This is a genomic window from Enterococcus sp. AAFC-DPL-5146 (assembly GCF_058216635.1).
On sequence record NZ_CM177103.1, the window covers coordinates 26332 to 47576 of the forward strand.

The following is a 21245-nucleotide window of genomic DNA, read 5'->3' on the forward strand; positions in this document are numbered from 1 at the left end:
ATTCGCCTTTTTATTTAATGTTTTTTTATATTTTAATAAATGTTCGTGTTTTAACCTGTTTTTATTTTTTGGAAATGGTAATATTCGATTTTTTTGTTGAAAGCGTTCTGTTTTATTGGTACAATGAATCAGGACAAAATAATTTAGAACGAGGTGTTCGAATGTCATCAGTTGTAGTAGTCGGAACGCAGTGGGGCGATGAAGGAAAAGGAAAGATCACAGACTTTTTAAGTGAGAATGCTGAAGTCATTGCACGCTATCAAGGCGGAGATAATGCAGGTCATACCATTAAATTTGATGGTGTTACTTATAAACTACACTTGATTCCTTCTGGTATCTTTTATAAAGACAAGATCAGTGTGATTGGAAATGGCGTTGTAGTCAATCCTAAATCTTTAGTAAAAGAGCTAGCTTATTTAAAAGAAAATAATGTAACAACAGATAATTTACGTATTTCTGACCGAGCACATGTGATTTTACCGTACCACATCCAATTGGATCAATTACAAGAAGATGCTAAAGGTGAGAATAAAATCGGTACAACAATCAAAGGGATTGGTCCAGCATACATGGATAAAGCCGCTCGTGTGGGGATTCGTGTTGCTGATTTATTAGACAAAGAAATCTTTGAAGAACGATTGAAAATCAATCTAGAAGAAAAAAATCGTCAATTTGTCAAAATGTTCGACAGCGAACCAATTGCGTTTGAAGATATTTTCGAAGAATATTACGAATATGGGCAACAAATCAAAAAATATGTAACAGACACTTCTGTTATTTTAAATGATGCATTAGATGCTGGTAAACGCGTGTTATTCGAAGGTGCACAAGGTGTTATGTTGGATATCGACCAAGGAACATACCCATTCGTTACGTCATCAAATCCTGTTGCAGGAGGCGTTACGATTGGTAGTGGTGTCGGTCCTTCTAAGATTAATAAAGTTGTAGGTGTTTGTAAAGCATATACATCACGTGTGGGTGATGGTCCATTCCCAACAGAATTGTTCGATGAAACAGGAGAAACGATTCGTAGAGTAGGGAAAGAATATGGAACAACAACAGGTCGTCCTCGCCGTGTGGGTTGGTTTGATACAGTTGTGATGCGTCATTCAAAACGTGTATCAGGAATCACAAACTTATCATTGAACTCAATCGATGTTTTAAGTGGTTTAGACACTGTCAAAATCTGTACAGCGTATGAATTAGATGGTGAATTGATTTATCATTATCCAGCCAGCTTGAAAGAGTTAAGCCGTTGCAAACCTGTTTATGAAGAATTGCCAGGCTGGTCAGAAGACATCACTGGATGTAAAACATTAGCTGATCTTCCAGCTAATGCAAGAAACTATGTACACCGTATCTCAGAATTAGTAGGCGTGCGTATTTCAACATTCTCAGTTGGACCTGACCGTAATCAAACGAATGTGTTAGAGAGCGTTTGGGCACAAATTTAAAACTAAAATCAGACGAGGGACAAAGAAAATGTTGTCTCTCGTTTTTTTGATTCATTTTTTTCTAATAAGGTTCATTTTTTGATGACTTACTTATCTAATAATGTATGAGTATCTATCAATTATATGTTAAAATGGAAAAACAGTTAGGGAGGATTTAAAATGACATTTAAATTAATGACAGATTCATGTTGTGATTTACCATATACATATTTAGAAGCAAACGATGTTGATTTTATCAGTATGACAATACAGTTGAATGGTAAAGAATTGATCGATGATTTAGGTAAAACCTTTGATTATGACTGGTTTTTACAAGAAATAAAAACTGGTGGTATGCCGACGACTTCTCAAGTAAATGTGGGAAGATACATTGAATTTTTTAAACCATTTGTAGAAAAGAAAGTTCCTATACTATATTTGGCTTTTTCTTCAGGCTTAAGTGGCTCTTATCAGAGTGCAATGCAGGCTGTAGACATGCTGAAAGAGGAGTACCAGGATACAGAAATTTATGTTATTGATACAAAAGCTGCTAGTTTAGGTGAAGGATTGCTCGTTAGTGAGGTTATCCAATTAAAAGAAGACGGGCATTCTTTAGAAGATGTTTTATTATGGTTATCTGAAAATAAAATGACTGTTCAATCCTGGGTTACTGTGGATGATTTAAACCATTTAGAACGTGGCGGTAGAATCTCTAAAGCAGCTGCTGCAATTGGCGGATTAATGAATGTTAAACCGATTATTGTAGTGGATGAACAAGGTAAGCTACAAAATATTGGAAAAGTGCGTGGGCGTGGGAAAGCATTGAAAAGACTAGCTGATGAAACTGTTCAGGGAATGATCGAACCATTAAAACAAACGGTGTTTATCGCATATGCTGGGGATGTAGAAAGTGCTGAGAAAGTAAAATCATTAATCGAAGAAAAAATTCAAGTCAAAGAAATCCGCCTACATCCACTAGGACCAACGATTACGAGTCATACAGGAAATGGCTGTATTGCGGTATTTTCAAGAGGAAAGAAAAGATAGATAATTTAGTTTGATTAAATGAAAAAGTTCAATTTATAAAAAAATACAAATATAAGACATATATATGCAAGTGTTAATCTAAAGATTTTTTGAAAGGTAAACTTTTGAAATTCTCTTGATTACGCTTGTTTTTTTGTGCATATTAGAAAAAAGTAAAAGTCTTTTGATAAGATATTGGCAGCAAATAAAAAAAATATGATTTTCAGTAAGATGACTTTGTGATCCTTAAAAAAATTATTTATAGATCAGTAATAAGAAAGAATGTAAATACAAATACTCATTGATTATGAAGAGATTCATCGTTTAAATATGGTCAATCTGGTTGATGGATAACTGTAGGGTTTGGTTTGCAAACAAAAATAAGACTTAAGTCTGATTACAAATATATTACAAATGAATTACAATCTCTTTACAAAGTGTGTTTTGTAAAATCAAAAATGTAAAAGATACTTCTTATAAAATCTGGCACTTAAAAACAATAAAATAACAAAAAATACAAATGGTTTGTCGGAGAAATTATTATATTTTGTCAGATTAAAAAGAGAACAACAAAAGATAGATTGGGGGATAAGCAGGTGTTTAATTATATAAAAGAATATGCTGATTTTTGTATTAAGATAAATGACTTTATTTCAAAAGTTATGATTGATAACGAGATTAGTTGTGAGGAATACAATTACTCTCCTATTTGGGAGTTAGTGAAATCTCAAGGAGTGGCAATTAGAGGATTCAGTTTTAACGAAGGTGCAAATGAACGTATTTCTGGAATGCTCCTTCGAGATCATCTGGAGACGACAATTACTTTCAATCAACAGTTAGATGAAAAAAATAAAAATTTTGTTATCAGTCATGAAATCATTCACTATTTATTCCATGATAATGCAAAAAATGCTGTATTTATAGATACACAAAAAAGTTTACAAATGTTCTATCCTAAGCTGTTAATGGAGTTTCAAGCAAATATAGGTGCATCAATTATTTTAATTCCGGATAAGACTTTAGTCCATTTTTTAAAAAAAGGTTGGAGTATAGTTCAATTATCCGATTTTTTTGGAATATCTGAGGACGCATTAACTGTTCGCTTGATTCAAATGATGCAGGTGGATCTGGGAATCCCTTTTAAAGCTGCTAAAGGCTTTGCTAAGGATATACGTTATGAAGTTAATAACAAAGACCGATTTATTGTTACCACGCTTGCTGAGGAGTTAGAATATCGATTAAAGCAGAAACAAAACGATTTATTTTGAGCTGTTTTTGAAGTAAAAGGCAGTAAATGAAATCACTTATTCATTGGGGTTTTGTATGTTTATATGGCAAAAAAGCCTACAAAATAGACTCAAAATCTATTTTATAGGCTTTAGAATAGTATTAAAAATTAATACTCACCAGAAAACAATTCATCTAATTGTTTTTGAATATCTTTATTTTCCAAGAAATCATCATATGTTGTATCCGCACGATCAACCACACCTTTATCAGAAACTGCGATGATACGATTAGCTAATGTTTGAATAAATTGGTGGTCATGAGAAGCAAATAAAATAGCTCCTGTAAATGCCATTAATCCATCATTCAAAGCTGTGATAGATTCTAAATCCAAGTGATTTGTTGGGTCATCTAAAACAAGAACATTTGATTTAGACAGCATCAATTTAGATAACATGACACGAACTTTTTCGCCCCCTGAAAGTACATTAACTGATTTAAGAACATCTTCTCCAGAGAACAACATTCTTCCTAAGAAACCACGTAAGAACGTATTATCATCTTCCTCTTTGCTGGCAAATTGACGTAACCAATCTAAAATCGTTAAATTAGTATCGAAGTCTTTGCTGTTATCTTTTGGTAAATAAGCTTGAGTTGTCGTAACACCCCAACGGACGCTACCTGTATCAGGTGTAATTTCACCCATGATTACTTTGAATAAAGTTGTTGTAACGATATCGTTATCGGCAATGAAGGCCACTTTATCCACGTTGTTTAAAGAGAAAGAAATATTATCTAATATTTTCTTGCCGTCAATTGTGACAGAAACATTTTCCACATGCAGTAAATCATTTCCAATTTCTCTATCTGGAGTGAAACCAACAAATGGATAACGACGTGAAGATGGTTGAATATCATCTAATGTAATTTTATCCAACATTTTTTTACGAGAAGTTGCTTGTTTTGATTTCGATGCATTCGCACTGAAACGAGCAATAAAATCTTGTAATTCTTTGATTTGTTCTTCTTTTTTCGCATTTGCGTTAGATTGTAATTTTGCTGCTAATTGGCTTGATTCTAACCAAAAGTCGTAGTTACCAACGTATAATTTGATTTTACCAAAGTCAAGATCCGCCATGTGTGTACATACTTTGTTTAAAAAGTGACGGTCATGGGAAACAACGATAACGGTATTTTCAAAGTTAATCAAGAACTCTTCCAGCCAGTTGATTGAACGAGTATCCAAACCATTGGTAGGCTCATCTAAAAGTAAAACATCTGGTTTACCAAATAAAGACTGAGCAAGTAACACTTTGACTTTTTGACCAGCCGTTAGTTCACTCATTTTTTGGTCATGCAGATTTTCAGGAATATTCAATCCTTGCAGTAAAACAGCAGCTTCCGGTTCAGCTTCCCAACCGTTAAGCTCAGCGAATTCACCTTCAAGTTCAGCAGCTTTGATACCATCTTCATCAGTAAAATCTTCTTTCATGTAGACAGCATCTTTTTCTTTCATTACTTCATACAAACGTTTATGACCCATAATAACAGTTTCTAGAACTGTGTTTTCTTCAAAGTCAAAATGATTTTGCTTCAAAATAGCTAAACGCTCATCGGGACCTAATGCAACATTCCCAGTTGTTGGTTGAATGTCACCAGATAAAATCTTTAAGAATGTTGATTTACCAGCACCATTCGCGCCAATCAAGCCATAACAGTTACCAGGTGTGAATTTAATATTTACATCATCAAAAAGTTTGCGGTCTGAAAATAGCAAACTTACATCATTTACAGTAATCAATAGTTTTCCTCACTTCATATATAATAGTTAAACCTCTCTGCATTATAGCGAGGAAACCTTACTTTTTCAAGGAATTTCAGTCTTTTTCAGAAATACCTTATGGTTTTTATTAAAATACGAGATTTTAAAAAAGAGTGTTCCATGTGAAACATTCTAATAAAGTAGTTATCAGTGTACTTTTAAAACAATACACTGTATGATACACATAAAATTAGTGTATCTTTTTAAGGGGAAATGATGATGAAACGCATTGAGCGAATCTATCTTTATGTAAAAGAACAAACTGAAAATTTAACACCAAGTGATGTTTCTTTGGGAGGCGGAGTTACTACTGGTGAGGTCTCAGAAGCTTTAGATATTCAAAGAACGAATGCCAGCAAGGATTTGAATCAACTTGTTAGAGAAGGAGTTTTGGAGAAGACAGAAGGACGCCCAGTTAAATATGTAGATAAAGTAATTTTTAAATACCAACCATTATCCAAGCCAGTAAAAAGTTATCGCGAACACAGCCTTGTTGAAAATCGAGTAACAGATATGGATCATTTACATAAACAAGCAAAGAAATTTGCAGGAGAGGATATTTTCAAAGGGATGATTGGTTCCACAGGAAGTATGAGAACGCCTGTTGAGCAAGCGAAAGCAGCGATATTGTATCCACCTAAAGGGCTGAACTGTTTGATTACAGGGCCAACTGGTTCGGGTAAAACCTATTTTGCTCACGCAATGTTTCAATTTGCGCTGTTAAATCATGTGATTGACTCAGATAAAAAGTTGATTGTATTTAACTGCGCTGATTATGCTCATAATCCTGAATTATTGATGTCTCATCTTTTTGGTTATGCAGAAGGTGCTTTTACAGGTGCTACGAAAGCTAAAGAAGGGATCATTCATGAAGCAGATGGTAGTATTTTATTTCTGGATGAAGTGCATCGCTTACCACCAGAAGGTCAGGAAATGGTATTTTATTTTATGGATCATGGTACTTACTCAAGGTTGGGTGAAAGTGTTAAAAATCGCCGAGCAGATGTACGAATCATTTGTGCAACGACAGAAAACCCAACTTCGTCTTTATTGAACACCTTTGTTAGAAGAATCCCAATCATTATTCAGCTGCCTAATTTTATTGATCGTCCTGCAAAAGAAAAAATCGATTTACTTAGAGTAATGATCTCTATGGAAGCATCACGTATTCAGCGGAAAATTTCATTGTCGGAAGATGTTGTGAAAGCGTTGATTGGCAGTGTTTCCTATGGCAATGTGGGGCAATTGAAATCAAATGTCCAATTAGTGACAGCTAGAGGATTTTTAAATCATATTGATCAAGATGAGCTGACCATCACTATTGATGAGCTAACGGACAGTATTAAAGAAGGTATGATGCAACTGGCAAGTAATCGGGAGACATTGGCAGAGCTATCCAAATATTTAGAACCTCAGATGCTTGTGACACCAAATGAACCTCTTGTAACGATCCAGTCAGATTCGTATGAGCTACCATATAATTTATATGAAATTATTGGAGATAAAGCAGCGTTATTAAAAGAAGATGGGTTAGAACAAGAAGTGATCAATAATTTTATTACAACAGACATTAATGTTCACTTAAAATCTTTTTATAAAGACCATGGATTTACTTTTGATACTGAAAATAAATTAGCTGAAATAGTAGATCAGCGGATTATTGATGTCACGAAAGAAATCTATAATTTTGCCAAGCAAAAGCTAAATTACAATTTTCAATCTAATTTTATTTATGCAATGAGTTTGCACATTAGTTCTTTTTTGAAACGAATCCAAAATGGTGAAGAACGGCAGCACCAATTGAATGAAAACATCAGAAATATGGTGTTGGATTACCCTAAGGAATTTGAAACAGCGCAAGAAATCAAACGGATTATTGAAGTGAATTATCAAATGAAAATTCCAGAGTTTGAAACCTATTATTTGGCTGTCCTATTGATTTCCTTGCGGGAGAATAAAGACGCTGGACGAATCGGAATCGTTGTAGCCGCACACGGAAAAAGCACCGCCACAAGCATGGTGCAAGTGGTGTCACAACTTCTAAATGTCGATAACTTAAGAGCGGTCGATATGCCTTTGGAGATGCAACCTAAAGAAGCATTGAGGCAAATTATCAATGTAGTGAAAGAAGTCAATGAAGACAGTGGTGTTATTCTTTTAGTTGATATGGGTTCTTTAGCAACTTTCTCAGATGAAATAACACGTCAAACAGGTATCGAAGTTCGAACGGTTGATATGGTTACAACACCTATCGTTTTAGAAACAGCTAGAAAAACAACTTTGATTGATACGCAATTGGATACGCTATACGATTCTTTGAAAAATTTTCAAGGTTATGCTGACATTCATCAAGAACGAGAGATCGATCCTTTAGAACCTTGGAAAAAGAGAGTAATCATTGCTATTTGTGCATCAGGAGAAGGAACAGCCAAACGAATGAAAGAAATGATTGAAGCATCTGTTCCCCCTCAATTAGGACTAGAACTAGAAGTTTTACCATTGTCTATTATTGATATGAAAGAGCAGTTGACAAGTATTCAAGAAGAATACCGAGTGATTGCCGTTACTGGTATTACTGATCCAAAAATTTCGGCACCATTTATTCCCATGGAAACCTTTTTCTCAGGTGAAGCGGAAGTCGTTATCGGTCAGTTGTTGACGGAAAGTGACATGTCTATGAAAACCCAAGAGATTGATGAACAGGCTGCTAAAAAACTTTGTATTGATTATATGGAGCAAAGCTTTACTTTTATTAATCCTAAAAAAATAATCGATCCACTTTGGGAATTTACAGATATCATTAGAACAGACTTGGCTTTACAAATAGACTATTCTTTTTATGTTAATTTGGTAATGCATTTAGCAGGAGCATTGGAAAGAATAGTGCAAGGTGGTTCACTAACGGTTACAGAAGGAGAGTTAACACAACTTGCAGCTGAACCTAATTATGAAGTAGTGATGAAAGCAAATCAATATTTAAAACAAACGTTTAAATTAGAGTTGCCAATAGAAGAAGTCTATTATATTATTCTATTGATTAAAAACACGCAATTGAATCAAGAACAAAATACAGAAGATACACTAGAAGGGATACACAAAGAAGATACACTGTTTTAGTGTATCTTCTTTGTGTATTTTATTAAATAAACCCTTAATTTTTCCTTTTTCTTTACAATACACTAATTCTGGCACGGAACTTGCTTTAAATAAACTGGTAGGTAAAATTCTCACGTTGTTTAGTTCATCTATGCTTTAACGATCTGGCTGACTAGAGTAGTCGTTATTTTGGCAATATACGACTGAACATAGTATTTTATTACTAACTGGAGCGTTTTCTATCAGCTAATCGTAGGAATATAAAGGAGAACATTTCATGATGGATATTCGTCTGGTGCGCATCGACGATCGCTTGATACATGGACAAGTTGCGACGGTTTGGACTAAAAGTACCAATGTAAACCGAATTTTAGTTGTTAGCGATGCTGTTGCACATGACACATTAAGAAAAGCATTACTCGTACAAGCATCCCCGCCTGGTGTAAAAGTAAATGTTATCACGGTTGATAAAATGATCGAGATATTTCAAGATGAACGTTTTGCCAGCTTAAAAGTGATGTTGTTGTTCACTTGTCCAGAAGATGTAAAACGTGTGGTTGGAGGTAATGTTCTTTTTAACTCTGTTAATATTGGCGGTATGAGTTTTACAGGTGGAAAACGAATGATTACAAATGCTGTTGCTGTGAATGAGCAGGATATCGCAGCGTTTAAGTATTTAAGCGATCAAGGAATTAAATTGGAAATTCGTAAAGTGGTTGCTGATAACGAAGTGGACTTGATGGAATTACTGAAAAAAGATCAGTTAGTATAACGTTCTCTTTTTCAGGTTCTATATAAATGAAGTTTTAGAATCGATCTCAATGGTTGAAGCTATTGCCCATAACATTGAAAGAGGTGATCAAACAAGCAAAAGTTGCTATGAGCAATCATAATAGTAGGTTATCAAACATTATTCTGTTGACAGTAGAAAATGAAAACGAAGCTGTGTAACGCATTTTTTCTTTTTATATATTTCATGTGGATGTTTTCATATCGAAGAATCAACAGATGATGGTAGTGATAAGGTAGTTGAAAAAAATATAGGAGGTATCAAATTATGGTAGGAATTATTCTTGCTAGCCATGGGGAATTTGCTCAAGGCATTTTACAGTCCGGTTCCATGATTTTTGGTGAACAGGAAAAAGTACAAGCAGTTGTATTGATGCCTAGCGAAGGCCCAGATGATTTAAAAGCAAAATTAAAAGCAGCAATCGCGACATTTGATGAAGAAGACGAAGTACTATTTTTAGTTGATTTATGGGGAGGCACACCATTTAACCAAGCAAACAGTCTTTTTGAAGAACATAAAGACAAGTGGGCAATTGTTAGTGGCTTAAACTTACCAATGTTGATTGAAGCTTATGCGTCACGCTTCTCAATGAATTCAGCACAAGAGATTGCAGCACATGTTCTTGAAACAGCTAAAGAAGGTGTGAGAATCAAACCAGAGGAATTAGAACCAGCAGAAGCACCTAAAGCTGCTGTTGAAGATGCGCAACCTAAAGGGTCATTACCTGAAGGGACTGTTGTGGGTGATGGCAAAATCAAGTTCGTTTTAGCTCGTGTCGATTCTCGTTTATTACACGGTCAAGTAGCTACTGCATGGACGAAATCGGTTTTACCGAACCGTATTATCGTTGTTTCAGATGCGGTATCAAAAGATGATCTTCGTAAAAAATTGATCGAACAAGCAGCTCCTCCAGGTGTTAAGGCTAACGTTATTCCAATCAATAAAATGATTGAAATTTCAAAAGATCCACGTTTTGGAAATACAAAGGCGTTATTATTATTTGAAAATCCAGAAGATGTGGTAAAAGTAGTCGAAGGCGGCGTAGATATCAAAGAAGTAAACGTTGGCTCAATGGCTCATTCAGTTGGTAAAGTCGTTGTAAGTAAGGTATTGTCTATGGGATCAGAAGACGTTGACGCTTTTGAAAAATTAGAAGAGTTAGGCGTTAAATTTGATGTCCGCAAAGTACCAAATGATTCTAATGCTAATATGGATGAAATTCTTAAAAAAGCGAAGCATGAGTTAGCACAAGCACACTCAAAATAATCCAAAAATTCAAATGAAAATAGGAGGCTTATCATGTCTATTATAACAATTATTTTAGTAATCTTAGTTGCCTTTCTAGCAGGTATGGAAGGAATTCTAGATGAATTTCAATTTCATCAACCGTTAGTGGCATGTACCTTAATTGGTTTAGTAACAGGTAACTTGGAAGCAGGTATTGTTCTTGGCGGAACTTTACAAATGATCGCGCTTGGTTGGGCGAATATCGGAGCCGCAGTAGCACCGGATGCAGCATTAGCATCTGTTGCATCAGCAATTATTTTAGTATTAGGTGGACAAGGCGTTAAAGGTGTTCCATCAGCAATCGCGATTGCTGTACCACTTGCAGTAGCAGGTCTTTTCTTAACAATGATCGTTCGTACACTTGCTGTACCGATCGTTCATATGATGGATGCGGCAGCAGAAAAAGGCGATATCAGAAAAATCGAAATGTTACACATTTTAGCAGTATGTATGCAAGGAATCCGTATTGCGATTCCAGCAGCAGCACTTTTATTTATTCCAGCAGAAACTGTTCAATCAGCATTGGAATCAATGCCAGCATGGTTAACTGAAGGTATGGCTATCGGTGGTGGTATGGTCGTGGCTGTAGGGTACGCATTAGTAATCAACATGATGGCAACAAAAGAAGTATGGCCGTTCTTTATCATTGGTTTTGTCGTAGCGGCAATTTCTCAATTAACATTGATTGCACTAGGTGCATTAGGTGTTGCTTTAGCATTGATCTACTTGAACCTTTCTAAAATGGGTGGTTCTTCAAATGGTAGCGGTGGCGGAAGTAATACTGGTGACCCACTTGGCGACATCTTAAATGATTATTAATCCTGAAGGAGGAGAGAAGAGACATGGCAGAAAAAATTGAATTAACTAAAAAAGATCGTTTAGCCGTTGCATGGCGCTCTACATTCATTCAGGGTTCTTGGAACTATGAACGTATGCAAAATGGTGGTTGGGCTTTCTCAATGATCCCAGCAATTAAAAAATTATATAAAACAAAAGAAGATCAATCAGCAGCATTAAAACGTCACTTAGAGTTCTTTAACACTCACCCATACATTGCTTCACCAATCCTTGGTGTGACATTAGCACTGGAAGAAGAACGTGCTAATGGCGCTCCGGTTGATGACGTAGCGATTCAAGGGGTCAAAGTTGGTATGATGGGACCTTTGGCGGGTGTTGGTGACCCAGTATTCTGGTTTACGATTCGTCCGATGTTAGGAGCCTTAGGTGCGTCACTTGCGATTGGCGGAAACATTCTTGGTCCAATCATTTTCTTCTTAGCATGGAATATTATTCGTTGGTCATTTATGTGGTATACACAAGAATTTGGCTACAAAGCAGGTTCTAAAATTACAGAAGATCTTTCAGGCGGATTATTGCAAGATGTAACAAAAGGTGCGTCGATTCTAGGTATGTTTGTACTGGCAGCCTTGGTACAACGGTGGGTATCAATTAAATTTATACCAATCGTTTCCACGGTTAAATTGGATAAAGGTGCCTATGTTGAATGGGACAAACTTCCGATAAATGGTGAAGGGCTGCAAAAAGCATTTGAAGAAGTCGGCTCAGGCAAGGCTCTTTCAGCAATGAAAGTAACGACGTTGCAAAATAACTTGGATCAATTGATTCCTGGTTTAGCAGCATTACTTCTTACATTCTTATGTATGTGGTTGCTTAAGAAAAAAGTTTCTCCAATCGTTATCATTCTTGGCTTATTCGTAGTCGGTGTACTTGGTCACGTGATCGGATTACTATAATTTGTCTATGCGTTTTATGCTTGGGATAAAGCCATTCGGTTTTGTCCCAAGTTTCATTTACATAGCTTAATCATTAAAAAGAACGTATAATAAATAAGATAACTCACTGAGGAAATGGAGCAGATAGAATGGTTGAATCACTGAATACAAAAGTAGATTTCATAACGGATGCCACCGCTTTTACGGGACTTACGGATTATGGAAAAATTATGATCGGCGACAAAGGTTTTGAATTTTATAATTCTCGTGATAGCCGAAAATTTGTTCAGATTCCATGGGAAGAAGTGGATTATGTGATTGCTTCTGTTATGTTTAAAGGGAAGTGGATTCCGCGATATGCTATTCAAACGAAAAAAAATGGCACATTTACATTCTCCTCTAAGCAGCCTAAAAAAGTGCTTAGAGAAATGCAGGAATATGTGGCACCGGATCATATGGTGCAATCATTAGGCTTTTTTGATGTAATTAAACGAGCATTTTTATCAATAGGTAGAAAAAAATAAAAAAATGAGTGGAGCAAAACATATAAAGTTTTGCTTCGCTCATTTTTAAGTTAGTAGCTATTTTTCTTCTACTTGCAAATATAGTTTTGATACCTATCTACATTCAAAATTATAACGATTTTAGTATGTAAAAACTTATTTTTGTAAATTTATGAGAGATAAATAACAATCGTTATTTATTGAGTGTTTTGCTTTGACCCTATTGCTTTTTAGGAGTACCATAAAATTATAAAAACAAATAAAAAAGGAAGAAGTGGGCAGTATGAATGAAACAAGAAAAACTGGTATAGATTGGGGATCTTTAGTTCTGGGTATTCTCTTTGTTTTAACATCGTTACTATCTTTTCAAGATCCAGCAGGGAATTTGATTGCAATTGTGATGGTGTTCGCCATATTCGCAATTTTGAAAGGCATCTTTGAAATTTTCGCTCGTAATAGAATGAAGGAATTAACTGGATACAAAGCGTATGGACCAATCGTTTTAGGTGTTATCGATATTATTATTGGGGTGTACTTCTTATTTAACTTAAATATCGGGGTTGCAGCGTTACCATTTGTTTTTGCAATTTGGTTTATCTTAGACTCTGTTTTTGGACTATTTGCTTTAGATTTAGCGAAATCAGTTAGTACCGGTTACTTCTGGTTTACATTAGTCGTAGATGTTTTGGGGATCATTTTAGGAATCATGTTATTGATGAACCCTTTATCTTCAGCACTAACATTAAGTTTTCTAGTTGGATTTTATTTTATGCTTTTTGGTATCACGCATATCGTTTACGCATTTAGATAAGATAACGGGAGGAATAAGTTATGACAAACTATGCAGAAAAAGAAGTAAAATTAGTAGAAAAAATTGGTAAAGAAATGGATAAGTTGGACGTGACTCTTTTAAAAATGGAAGAAACTGACAGCAAAATAAAACACTTCTATGAACAAGAAAAAGCACTGCATGAAGTAAAATCAATTATCCGTAAAGAAAATAAGATCGAAAAAGAAGAACAAAAAGCACATGATAAAGCAGTTAAAAATACTGGAAACTGGCTTGATAATCAAGAATCATTGGTTGGTCAAATCAACAATGAAATCGATAAATTAGATACAACTTTGAGTAAAATCGATAACGATGAAAATAAAGTGAAAAACTACTTGGAACAAAAGAAAGCCATTCATGAAATCAAAAAAATTATTAAAAAAACTGATGAGTTAGGTTAAGTTAAAAGTAGAGGGTGGTCTTTTAAAGACCACCCTCTACTTTTTTATCTGCTTTTCATTTCAAAAATGAGTTATAATGAGAAAAACACGAAGGGATGACACTATGAATTATCATCGTTTTAAGTTGCCTAAAGCGTATTGTCCGAAATGTTCAAGAAAAGTAGAATTGCTTTTTTCAGAAGAGTCTTTGGAAGCACCACAATTTTATATTTGTTTTAAGTGTAAAACTGTTGGGCAATTTGGTGTGGGTGAATTATCGTCAAATGATTATTCCGCGTTCTCAGTTGAAAGAAGAAAAGAAATTCAAGAAGCCGTTGAAGAAATTCCCGATAAATATATCTATAAAGCAAAAGGCAGCCAATTACGTTTAGAAGAAAAAAGCGATACATATACAAGACGTTGGTTAAGTCTCTATGAATATGAAAAAGCGTTTGGAGAAGAAGTAGGATTTGAAACGATTGATTTTAGAGAAGATAAACGACTATGTAAATGGTGCAATCAACTATTGGAAGGTCGGCGCACCTCTTTTTGCTCAGATCGCTGCAGTCGAAACTATGGTAAAGCGACTTTTTTCAAGAGAGGCATTTCAACGTTACCTTATAGAATTGCTAGTAGGGACAGATTTTATTGCAGAGTAACAGGAGCTGATTTAGCAATTACCAATCGTTTTGGCGTTCGAATTCCTGCAAGTAATCATCAAATAGAAATCCATCACTTAGTCTTTGTATCAGAAGGTGGAAGCGATCATGAAGCAAATCTTTTAACCGTATCTAAGCAAGTACACAAAGATTATCATATGGGCGCAGCATATGCTGTTGAAGCAATTGATAGAATCAAAAAGGAACAACTATTACTCCACCAGGATAAGATGCATACAGCAGAAACAGAGTAGCTGGAAATAGATAAAAAAACGTTTCAGCGCTCAACAAACGAACTGAAACGTTTTTTTCTATTGTTTAGTAATATCTACGACGATTTGAAGGTCCTGAAATCATGCGGACTAACCACACAGCAATCGCTACTGGAATCATGATTTTAATCGCAAACCATAATAGGCTGCCCACAATTCCAAGTACAATACTTAAAATAATACTCCCTACAAAAAATAACCCGATGACCATTAAAATAGTCATTAACATTGATCGTTGTCTCATTTTAAAAACCTCCATTTTTTCTCTTGTTCTCTATGAATAAAGTATAGCAAGAATCTTTATTCAAGGAATCCACCTTAAGGCTGATTTTCTCTCCACCTTTGGGCGGGTCAAATTCATTGCATTTGCTTCAAAAGAACGTAAAATAAAAAAGAGGAGATGAAAAGATATGTCAAAATCAAGAATTGAAGCTTTTACAGATGCAGTTATTGCTATTGTGATGACCATTTTAGTTTTAGAACTGCATCAACCGACAACAGATACACTAGCCGGTTTGGCAGGAGTTGAACGGAAATTATTCATTTATATTGTAAGTTTTGTGATGTTGGCTATTTATTGGAACAATCATCATCACATGTTTCAATTGGTTCATAAAATCGATGGGCGAGTCTTGTGGGCGAATAACTTCTTTATTTTTACTTTAACCTTATTCCCGTTTGCTACTGCTTGGGTAGGTGACTTCATTGACAGTTTAGTACCTCAGTTGACGTATGGTCTCATCACCCTTCTAGCCAATGTTGCTTATCTGATTCTAACAAAAGAATTGATACGGGCAAATGGAAAAGAATCAACGTTGAGTGAGTTATTTCAAAGATACAATAAATCCTATGCAACGATTGTTCTAAATATTTTAGGTTTAGTTCTTGGAGGATTGGTTCACCCTTATTTTGTGTTAATTGTAAATATTGGCATTTTAATTATGTGGATCATACCTGATCGACGAATTGAAAAAAAATATAATGAGTGAGATAAGACAATTGTTATGTTTTATCTCACTTTTTATTTATAAAAATGACAAATATGTTAAAAAATATGATAACATAAACTTTTTAATTTAAATATTCTCAATTTTTTTGTACATTTAAGTATTTTGTGAAAACAACTCTTGTTGTTTTTAGGGTAAAATTAAAAATGATTGTATAAAAAAGAACGTAATAAACATAGTATTATAAAAAGAATGTAAAGTGAGCGCAGAGTTGCTAGCCTTGATAGTCAGAGGATAACTTTTAATTCAACCTTTACGATGATATATAGTTTTTTGAGAACAAAGTGAGGTACAAGTAAAAAAGGGGCCGTTATTACATATGGAAAAGTTGAATCATACAAAAGCTACCACAGAAAATAAAAAAGTATTTTTAAGAAAAGAGATTGAGGCTAGTCGTTTAGGCGAAGAGCTCTATTCAGATGAAGTGTTGAGTCAATACTCTGTTTACCTATTAAGAAAATTTGAAGTGTCATCAGATTATGATCAGCCGGAGCAATTTGAAGCACTATTAGAAGACCTTCCAGAGCAATTTAATCATGAATTTGAAGATTGTGTGGCAAAAAATCTTTATGTACGTGTGACACAAAAAGCAGTTTATATCACAATACTTATTGCTTTGGCACATCCATTGAGCAAATTACAAATAAGTGATTTGCGTACATGGATCAGCAGTTTGGAAGTTCCAGAATTACCATTGGAGCACCTATCTAGTTTTTCAGAAGAAATACCGCTTGAAATGGTTAAAGGACTGCAAGAAACGAATAGTGAAGTCTTACTGTTAACAGAAATGATGAACCAGTTTAGTGAGAACTTGAATGATATTTATAAAGAAGTTCAAACGGTTAAAGACAAGAGAACACCACCTGTTGTTAAAGTCGTGCAAAGTAAAGTAGCGGCTAAAGAAGCACTAGAATCTGAAAATGCAAAACAGTTAAAAGCAGTCAACGAAAAAATTGAACAATTAGCGAAAGAATTTTCAACGTTTAAATCCCATGTGGATGATAAACTATCAAATGTACCAAAACCTAAGAAACCACCGAAATTTAAAATTGTTTTCGGTTCAGGAGAAGAAGCAGGCCCAACGGTGGAAGATCGTCTAAACGAAGCGTTAGAGAAAATTGATGTGCTATCTCAAAAAATAAAACATTCTGATCAACAAGTAAGCGAGTTAAATAAATCAATTGAACAAAATAAACAGAAGAAAAGACCAAAACTAAACTTCTCTACAGCCAAAACGGTAAACAATGAACAAAATAAGTTAGCGGATAAATTAGCAACAACTAGTGAAGAAGTTAACTCTATTGCACAACAATTACAGCAAATTAACGATAAATTGAGCACTGTAGAAACAAATGTTTTAGAAGCAAAACCAGATTCTAAAGCAGTGGCAAAAATAGAACAAGATTACGAGCAGCTGCAAGAAACAGCATCAGAAACAGTTAAATTGAACCAAGTAATCAATCAGTTGGCTACAAAACTTCAAACAGTTGAGTCCAAACTGACAACGGTTCAAGTAGCAAAGAAAAATATACCTGTAGTCAAACTAACTAAAAGCGATTCAGTAAAAAAGCTAGCTGAACAGCACCAAAAAGATCAGGATCAGTTAAAATCAAATGCAACCGAAATCAAGAAATTGACACAGACCGTTGGTAAAGTAGATGTTCAATTAATCAAAGCACATCAAAAAATTGCTGAGCTAGAACAAAAGATGCGTCAAGCCGCACCTGTGGCTAGGAAAGAACCAGCAGCAGTTCAGCAACCAGTATCTGTGACAACAAGGTCAAACAATGCAATGGTGGGACCGCCTGCACTGCCAACAGCTGCTGCAGCCCCAAAAACAAATCTAGAGGCACAGCCAACAAATAGAAGCTTTCCGTCAAAAGAAACGTTCTTACAAGCCAACAGACCTGTAAAATCAGTAACAGAAGTTGAAGGAGAAAGACCAACAGTTACTTTGGCGATTGAAGAAATGCTTGATCGAGTGTCAGAAAAACATCCTCAGGAAGAGACTAGAAATGGATGGGCATTAGATGAAGGGTATAATAAAAATAATGGGAATTCCCAAGATTCAGAAGGACCTTCTTTACGTCGATTGAAAAAATTAGAATGGGAGATCCATTCGTTTTTCCAACAAGGAAGAGGTTTGGGACATAAAGGAATGATGCCCAAAGATGATTTTTATGCCAATATCCGAAAAATCGAAGTTCTTCCTTATCTATGGGCATCCGTATATGAGCGAGAAAAGAAAGATATTTTATTAGGCAATGAATTAAGCAGTCAACAATTAATCAACGATTTGCACGACTTTTTAGAAGAGATTAATGTCCTTTCTAAGAAGCGAAAAGTGATGGGGAAATGGATTTATTGTCCAAAAGAAGTTGAGCAAAAAATGGAAGGATATAAGAGATTAAGCGAGTATCTGGAAACTTATCTTGCACGACAAAATGGTGTACAGTAATTGAAAGTATAAAATATGAATGAGGTTAGCTGATTTTTAGCTAATCTTGTTTTTGGGACTTATTCAGAGAACTATATGGGAAAGCAGATGAATGGATACATTATTTGGAATCCGTGGAATAACTATACTGAAATAATTGATTCGTCACCTAAACAGATCAAATATATTGCAAGTCCGACAAGAACATACACTTGGAGAAGAACAATAACTAACTGGTAATAAAAAGAATTAAGTAGACGTTCTACTTAATTCTTTTTACTTTTATTGGAGGAGACTCACCAACGTTTTTCTCCTTAGTTTTTGTTGAAAAATAGAATTCTAAATGGTTGTTATCAATTATGTAGAATGAATAAATTAGATTTTGATCACTAGATTCCAAGATAAGCTCTTCGTTACTTTGTTCTTTAGTAGTCAAGTTAGTGTCATTATTTAAGTCAAATTTTTTGAAAGTTAGTATAAATGAATTCTCATTTTTCGATTCAATAATAATCTTTTTCCCAGAGTGGTCTTCTTTTTCCCAAGTTCCGAGAAATGTAGAATTATTATTTTTGGTTTCTTTTTTCAGATTAGTACTGCAACTAACTAAAGTAATTAATAAAGTTAAACCAATTAAGGAATAAACTATATATTTCATTTTTTTCTCCACTCTTTTATATTTATATACATTTAGACAAGTAAAGCATACAGTAAATGATATCAGACAATAAAATAATTTCAAGTACTTTATACAAGATAACAATCATATTTTGGGAGCATATATTTTAATTTTTAGTTATTGTATATCTAAAAAGTCCTTCCGTATAACGTTATCAAAATACTTTTTATTTAAAATAATTTCACTATAAAATAAAAAACATGATAAACTATTATTGTTATCTTTTTTATAATTTTTAGGATACTGGAAACAAGAGAAAAACAATAAAATAAATTAAAGGAGTTTATTATGGAGATTAAAGTAAGGGATCTAGTTATGCGCTATGGTCGTGCTGAAGTCTTGAACATTCGTTCATTAGACTTTGAAAAAGGGACTTCTTATGGTTTAGTTGGTCACAATGGGGCTGGTAAAACAACGTTGTTTAAGTGTATGACGAACATCATCACCAATTATCAAGGAGACATTTTGATTAATGATATTTCTGTAAAACAACATAATGAAGTATTGTTGAATGTCGGTATCGTTTTAGATGGTATGTCTGTTTACTCGAATCGTACAGGTTGGTTCAATATTCAGTATTTTTCTGGGTTGCGTGGTAATTTTGATGAAGAGAAAGCAAAGGATTTAGCAAGAGACTTGGATCTATTTGCAGTATTGGATCAAAAAGTAAAAAGCTATTCTTATGGGATGCAGAAAAAATTGATTTTGCTAATTGCATTAATGCATACGCCAGAAGTCTTGATTTTAGATGAACCATTTCGCGGTTTAGATATTGATACGGTTAAATGGTTTAAAAATTATTTAAAACAGTTGACCGAGCAAGGATTAACATTGGTGATTTCCAGTCATGTGCAAAATGATTTAGAAGCATTGTGTGATATCGTGTATGTGATCGATCGTGGTCGTATTTCTGAAACAATCGATATCAATGCTGAAAAAGAAAAACAAATTCGTCGTATCGACACTACAAATAATATCCGTCTGAAAGAAATCTTGGATCAGTTGAACTATTACTACCGAGTAGATGATGACGGTGTGAAATTGGACATCTCTGATGAACGTTGGGTACTTGTAAAGCAATGTTTGACAGAGGAAACAATTGAAATTTCAGAGTTATCTAAAGTGAAAATTTTAGATGAGAAATTGAATTAGGAGGGGCGATAATGACTGGAAAATTGATTTTTAAAATGGAGTTATTTAAATTTTTACGGGATAAAAGTTTTTTAATTACGGCTGGAATTATTGGAGTTTTGAATATTATTTTGACTTTATTTGCATTGGGTGTGGCATCAAGTTTCTCAGAGTCCTATTATGAATCTGGGGTATCTGCAACAATTATGGGGACAATGGTTTTTGTTGGAATAATCGTCTTTTTTGGTAATATTATTTTTGCGTATGTCTATCCTTTTCATATGATTTCTATGGATTATAAGAATAATGTTATGGCTATGATGGTCGCTTCTGGTGTGAATAGAAGAAAATTATTTTTTGCAAAAATTGGTGCAATCTTTATTTGTACGATTGCATTAATGTTGATGATTGCACTGATTCCTGTAATCCTATTCTTAATAAAATTAACACAGATAAATGCGTGGGACAGTTTTGTGGAAGGGTTTAATTCAATTTTTTATTATACGGATATGAGTTTTGGAAAAATGATCTTTTCAGGGTTGCTTGGTTATTTAAATATGTTGATGGTTATTGCAACAGCTTGCATCATAACGAAAGGTAGAAATCTTTCTTTTCTTCTTTTTATAGCCTTCAACATCCTTAGCAGTATTGTATTAGGTATATTAAGTACAGTTGCTTTTTCTTTTGACTTTAGTGCAACGGGAAGCTATATTTTTCAACTGTTTCTTACAGTGATTTCCATTGTTGTTTTTGGATATATTTCTTTAAGAACATTGGAGAGACAAAACTTATAAAATTACTTTAAAGATAAAGTTGGGGAATATTCTTCTTCAACTTTATCTTATTTTTATTATAGTACTTTGGTACTATGAGCCAAAGTGGAAAAATATTTCGTTATACGCTAACATATAAAAGAAAACTTGATTACAAGAAG

The 21245-nt window shown here is 34.3% G+C and carries 19 protein-coding genes; 16 read left to right on the forward strand and 3 right to left on the reverse strand.

Annotated features, from left to right (window positions below):
• The first annotated feature begins 161 nt into the window (after positions 1 to 161).
• The 3 genes from AC4BB2_RS00120 (at position 162) to AC4BB2_RS00130 (ending at position 3727) form a co-directional block, all read left to right on the forward strand.
• Positions 162 to 1454, forward strand: coding sequence for an adenylosuccinate synthase (locus AC4BB2_RS00120; protein ID WP_207694392.1), 1293 nt, complete (start codon positions 162 to 164; stop codon positions 1452 to 1454).
• Between the two features lie 159 nt (positions 1455 to 1613).
• The gene (locus AC4BB2_RS00125) at positions 1614 to 2480 is read left to right on the forward strand and encodes a DegV family protein (protein ID WP_490473446.1); all 867 of its coding nucleotides are present in this window, start codon (positions 1614 to 1616) and stop codon (positions 2478 to 2480) included.
• Positions 2481 to 3055: 575 nt separating this feature from the next.
• Positions 3056 to 3727, forward strand: a complete 672-nt coding sequence (locus tag AC4BB2_RS00130) for an ImmA/IrrE family metallo-endopeptidase (RefSeq protein ID WP_490473447.1) — start codon at positions 3056 to 3058, stop codon at positions 3725 to 3727.
• A 128-nt stretch (positions 3728 to 3855) separates the two neighbouring features.
• On the opposite strand, the gene AC4BB2_RS00135 is transcribed toward AC4BB2_RS00130, so the two are convergent.
• A complete protein-coding gene (locus AC4BB2_RS00135) occupies positions 3856 to 5487 on the reverse strand; it encodes an ABC-F family ATP-binding cassette domain-containing protein (RefSeq protein WP_490473448.1) in 1632 nt (543 codons plus the stop codon).
• A 240-nt stretch (positions 5488 to 5727) separates the two neighbouring features.
• On the opposite strand from AC4BB2_RS00135, the gene AC4BB2_RS00140 reads away from it, so the two are divergent.
• From AC4BB2_RS00140 to AC4BB2_RS00180, 9 genes are all read left to right on the forward strand, one after another.
• Positions 5728 to 8625, forward strand: coding sequence for a sigma-54-dependent transcriptional regulator (locus tag AC4BB2_RS00140; protein WP_490473449.1), 2898 nt, complete (start codon positions 5728 to 5730; stop codon positions 8623 to 8625).
• 256 nt (positions 8626 to 8881) lie between these two features.
• Positions 8882 to 9376: a mannose/fructose/sorbose PTS transporter subunit IIB gene (locus AC4BB2_RS00145; RefSeq protein ID WP_490473450.1), complete on the forward strand. Its 495-nt coding sequence runs from the start codon at positions 8882 to 8884 to the stop codon at positions 9374 to 9376.
• 285 nt (positions 9377 to 9661) lie between these two features.
• A complete protein-coding gene (locus tag AC4BB2_RS00150; protein WP_490473451.1) occupies positions 9662 to 10660 on the forward strand; it encodes a mannose/fructose/sorbose PTS transporter subunit IIA in 999 nt (332 codons plus the stop codon).
• 33 nt (positions 10661 to 10693) lie between these two features.
• Positions 10694 to 11500, forward strand: coding sequence for a PTS mannose/fructose/sorbose transporter subunit IIC (locus AC4BB2_RS00155; protein WP_010762081.1), 807 nt, complete (start codon positions 10694 to 10696; stop codon positions 11498 to 11500).
• A gap of 23 nt (positions 11501 to 11523) precedes the next feature.
• Complete coding sequence (locus AC4BB2_RS00160) at positions 11524 to 12435, forward strand: PTS system mannose/fructose/sorbose family transporter subunit IID (protein WP_069635187.1); 912 nt, start codon at positions 11524 to 11526, stop codon at positions 12433 to 12435.
• A gap of 128 nt (positions 12436 to 12563) precedes the next feature.
• On the forward strand, positions 12564 to 12938 hold the full coding sequence (locus tag AC4BB2_RS00165; protein ID WP_490473452.1) for a DUF956 family protein: 375 nt from the start codon (positions 12564 to 12566) through the stop codon (positions 12936 to 12938).
• 262 nt (positions 12939 to 13200) lie between these two features.
• Positions 13201 to 13728 carry an HdeD family acid-resistance protein gene (locus AC4BB2_RS00170; RefSeq protein WP_490473453.1) on the forward strand — a complete coding sequence of 176 codons (528 nt, stop codon included), beginning with the start codon at positions 13201 to 13203 and terminating at the stop codon, positions 13726 to 13728.
• Positions 13729 to 13748: 20 nt separating this feature from the next.
• Positions 13749 to 14150, forward strand: a complete 402-nt coding sequence (locus AC4BB2_RS00175; RefSeq protein ID WP_490473454.1) for a hypothetical protein — start codon at positions 13749 to 13751, stop codon at positions 14148 to 14150.
• A 103-nt stretch (positions 14151 to 14253) separates the two neighbouring features.
• On the forward strand, positions 14254 to 15042 hold the full coding sequence (locus AC4BB2_RS00180) for an HNH endonuclease (protein WP_490473455.1): 789 nt from the start codon (positions 14254 to 14256) through the stop codon (positions 15040 to 15042).
• A 64-nt stretch (positions 15043 to 15106) separates the two neighbouring features.
• Here AC4BB2_RS00180 and AC4BB2_RS00185 read toward each other — a convergent pair whose 3' ends face one another.
• On the reverse strand, positions 15107 to 15304 hold the full coding sequence (locus AC4BB2_RS00185) for a hypothetical protein (RefSeq protein WP_490473456.1): 198 nt from the start codon (positions 15302 to 15304) through the stop codon (positions 15107 to 15109).
• Between the two features lie 166 nt (positions 15305 to 15470).
• Between AC4BB2_RS00185 and AC4BB2_RS00190 the strand changes: the two genes are divergently transcribed.
• A complete protein-coding gene (locus tag AC4BB2_RS00190) occupies positions 15471 to 16049 on the forward strand; it encodes a TMEM175 family protein (protein WP_490473457.1) in 579 nt (192 codons plus the stop codon).
• A gap of 337 nt (positions 16050 to 16386) precedes the next feature.
• Positions 16387 to 18525, forward strand: a complete 2139-nt coding sequence (locus tag AC4BB2_RS00195; protein WP_490473458.1) for a coiled-coil domain-containing protein — start codon at positions 16387 to 16389, stop codon at positions 18523 to 18525.
• A 241-nt stretch (positions 18526 to 18766) separates the two neighbouring features.
• On the opposite strand, the gene AC4BB2_RS00200 is transcribed toward AC4BB2_RS00195, so the two are convergent.
• Entirely contained in the window at positions 18767 to 19159 is a 393-nt protein-coding gene (locus tag AC4BB2_RS00200; RefSeq protein ID WP_490473459.1) for a hypothetical protein, read from the reverse strand.
• A gap of 309 nt (positions 19160 to 19468) precedes the next feature.
• On the opposite strand from AC4BB2_RS00200, the gene AC4BB2_RS00205 reads away from it, so the two are divergent.
• Positions 19469 to 20332 carry an ABC transporter ATP-binding protein gene (locus tag AC4BB2_RS00205; protein ID WP_490473460.1) on the forward strand — a complete coding sequence of 288 codons (864 nt, stop codon included), beginning with the start codon at positions 19469 to 19471 and terminating at the stop codon, positions 20330 to 20332.
• 11 nt (positions 20333 to 20343) lie between these two features.
• Entirely contained in the window at positions 20344 to 21105 is a 762-nt protein-coding gene (locus tag AC4BB2_RS00210) for a hypothetical protein (protein ID WP_490473461.1), read from the forward strand.
• Positions 21106 to 21245 lie beyond the last annotated feature (140 nt).

What these genes read in the sequence shown, in the direction of transcription:
- AC4BB2_RS00165 (WP_490473452.1), top strand. Translation starts at nt 12,564, where the DNA reads ATGGTTGAATCACTGAATACAAAAGTAGATTTCATAACGGATGCCACC.
- AC4BB2_RS00140 (WP_490473449.1), top strand. Translation starts at nt 5,728, where the DNA reads ATGAAACGCATTGAGCGAATCTATCTTTATGTAAAAGAACAAACTGAA.
- AC4BB2_RS00180 (WP_490473455.1), top strand. Translation starts at nt 14,254, where the DNA reads ATGAATTATCATCGTTTTAAGTTGCCTAAAGCGTATTGTCCGAAATGT.
- AC4BB2_RS00170 (WP_490473453.1), top strand. Translation starts at nt 13,201, where the DNA reads ATGAATGAAACAAGAAAAACTGGTATAGATTGGGGATCTTTAGTTCTG.
- AC4BB2_RS00210 (WP_490473461.1), top strand. Translation starts at nt 20,344, where the DNA reads ATGACTGGAAAATTGATTTTTAAAATGGAGTTATTTAAATTTTTACGG.
- AC4BB2_RS00145 (WP_490473450.1), top strand. Translation starts at nt 8,882, where the DNA reads ATGATGGATATTCGTCTGGTGCGCATCGACGATCGCTTGATACATGGA.
- AC4BB2_RS00200 (WP_490473459.1), bottom strand. Translation starts at nt 19,159, where the DNA reads ATGAAATATATAGTTTATTCCTTAATTGGTTTAACTTTATTAATTACT.
- AC4BB2_RS00195 (WP_490473458.1), top strand. Translation starts at nt 16,387, where the DNA reads ATGGAAAAGTTGAATCATACAAAAGCTACCACAGAAAATAAAAAAGTA.
- AC4BB2_RS00205 (WP_490473460.1), top strand. Translation starts at nt 19,469, where the DNA reads ATGGAGATTAAAGTAAGGGATCTAGTTATGCGCTATGGTCGTGCTGAA.
- AC4BB2_RS00175 (WP_490473454.1), top strand. Translation starts at nt 13,749, where the DNA reads ATGACAAACTATGCAGAAAAAGAAGTAAAATTAGTAGAAAAAATTGGT.
- AC4BB2_RS00160 (WP_069635187.1), top strand. Translation starts at nt 11,524, where the DNA reads ATGGCAGAAAAAATTGAATTAACTAAAAAAGATCGTTTAGCCGTTGCA.
- AC4BB2_RS00185 (WP_490473456.1), bottom strand. Translation starts at nt 15,304, where the DNA reads ATGAGACAACGATCAATGTTAATGACTATTTTAATGGTCATCGGGTTA.
- AC4BB2_RS00120 (WP_207694392.1), top strand. Translation starts at nt 162, where the DNA reads ATGTCATCAGTTGTAGTAGTCGGAACGCAGTGGGGCGATGAAGGAAAA.
- AC4BB2_RS00155 (WP_010762081.1), top strand. Translation starts at nt 10,694, where the DNA reads ATGTCTATTATAACAATTATTTTAGTAATCTTAGTTGCCTTTCTAGCA.
- AC4BB2_RS00125 (WP_490473446.1), top strand. Translation starts at nt 1,614, where the DNA reads ATGACATTTAAATTAATGACAGATTCATGTTGTGATTTACCATATACA.
- AC4BB2_RS00150 (WP_490473451.1), top strand. Translation starts at nt 9,662, where the DNA reads ATGGTAGGAATTATTCTTGCTAGCCATGGGGAATTTGCTCAAGGCATT.
- AC4BB2_RS00190 (WP_490473457.1), top strand. Translation starts at nt 15,471, where the DNA reads ATGTCAAAATCAAGAATTGAAGCTTTTACAGATGCAGTTATTGCTATT.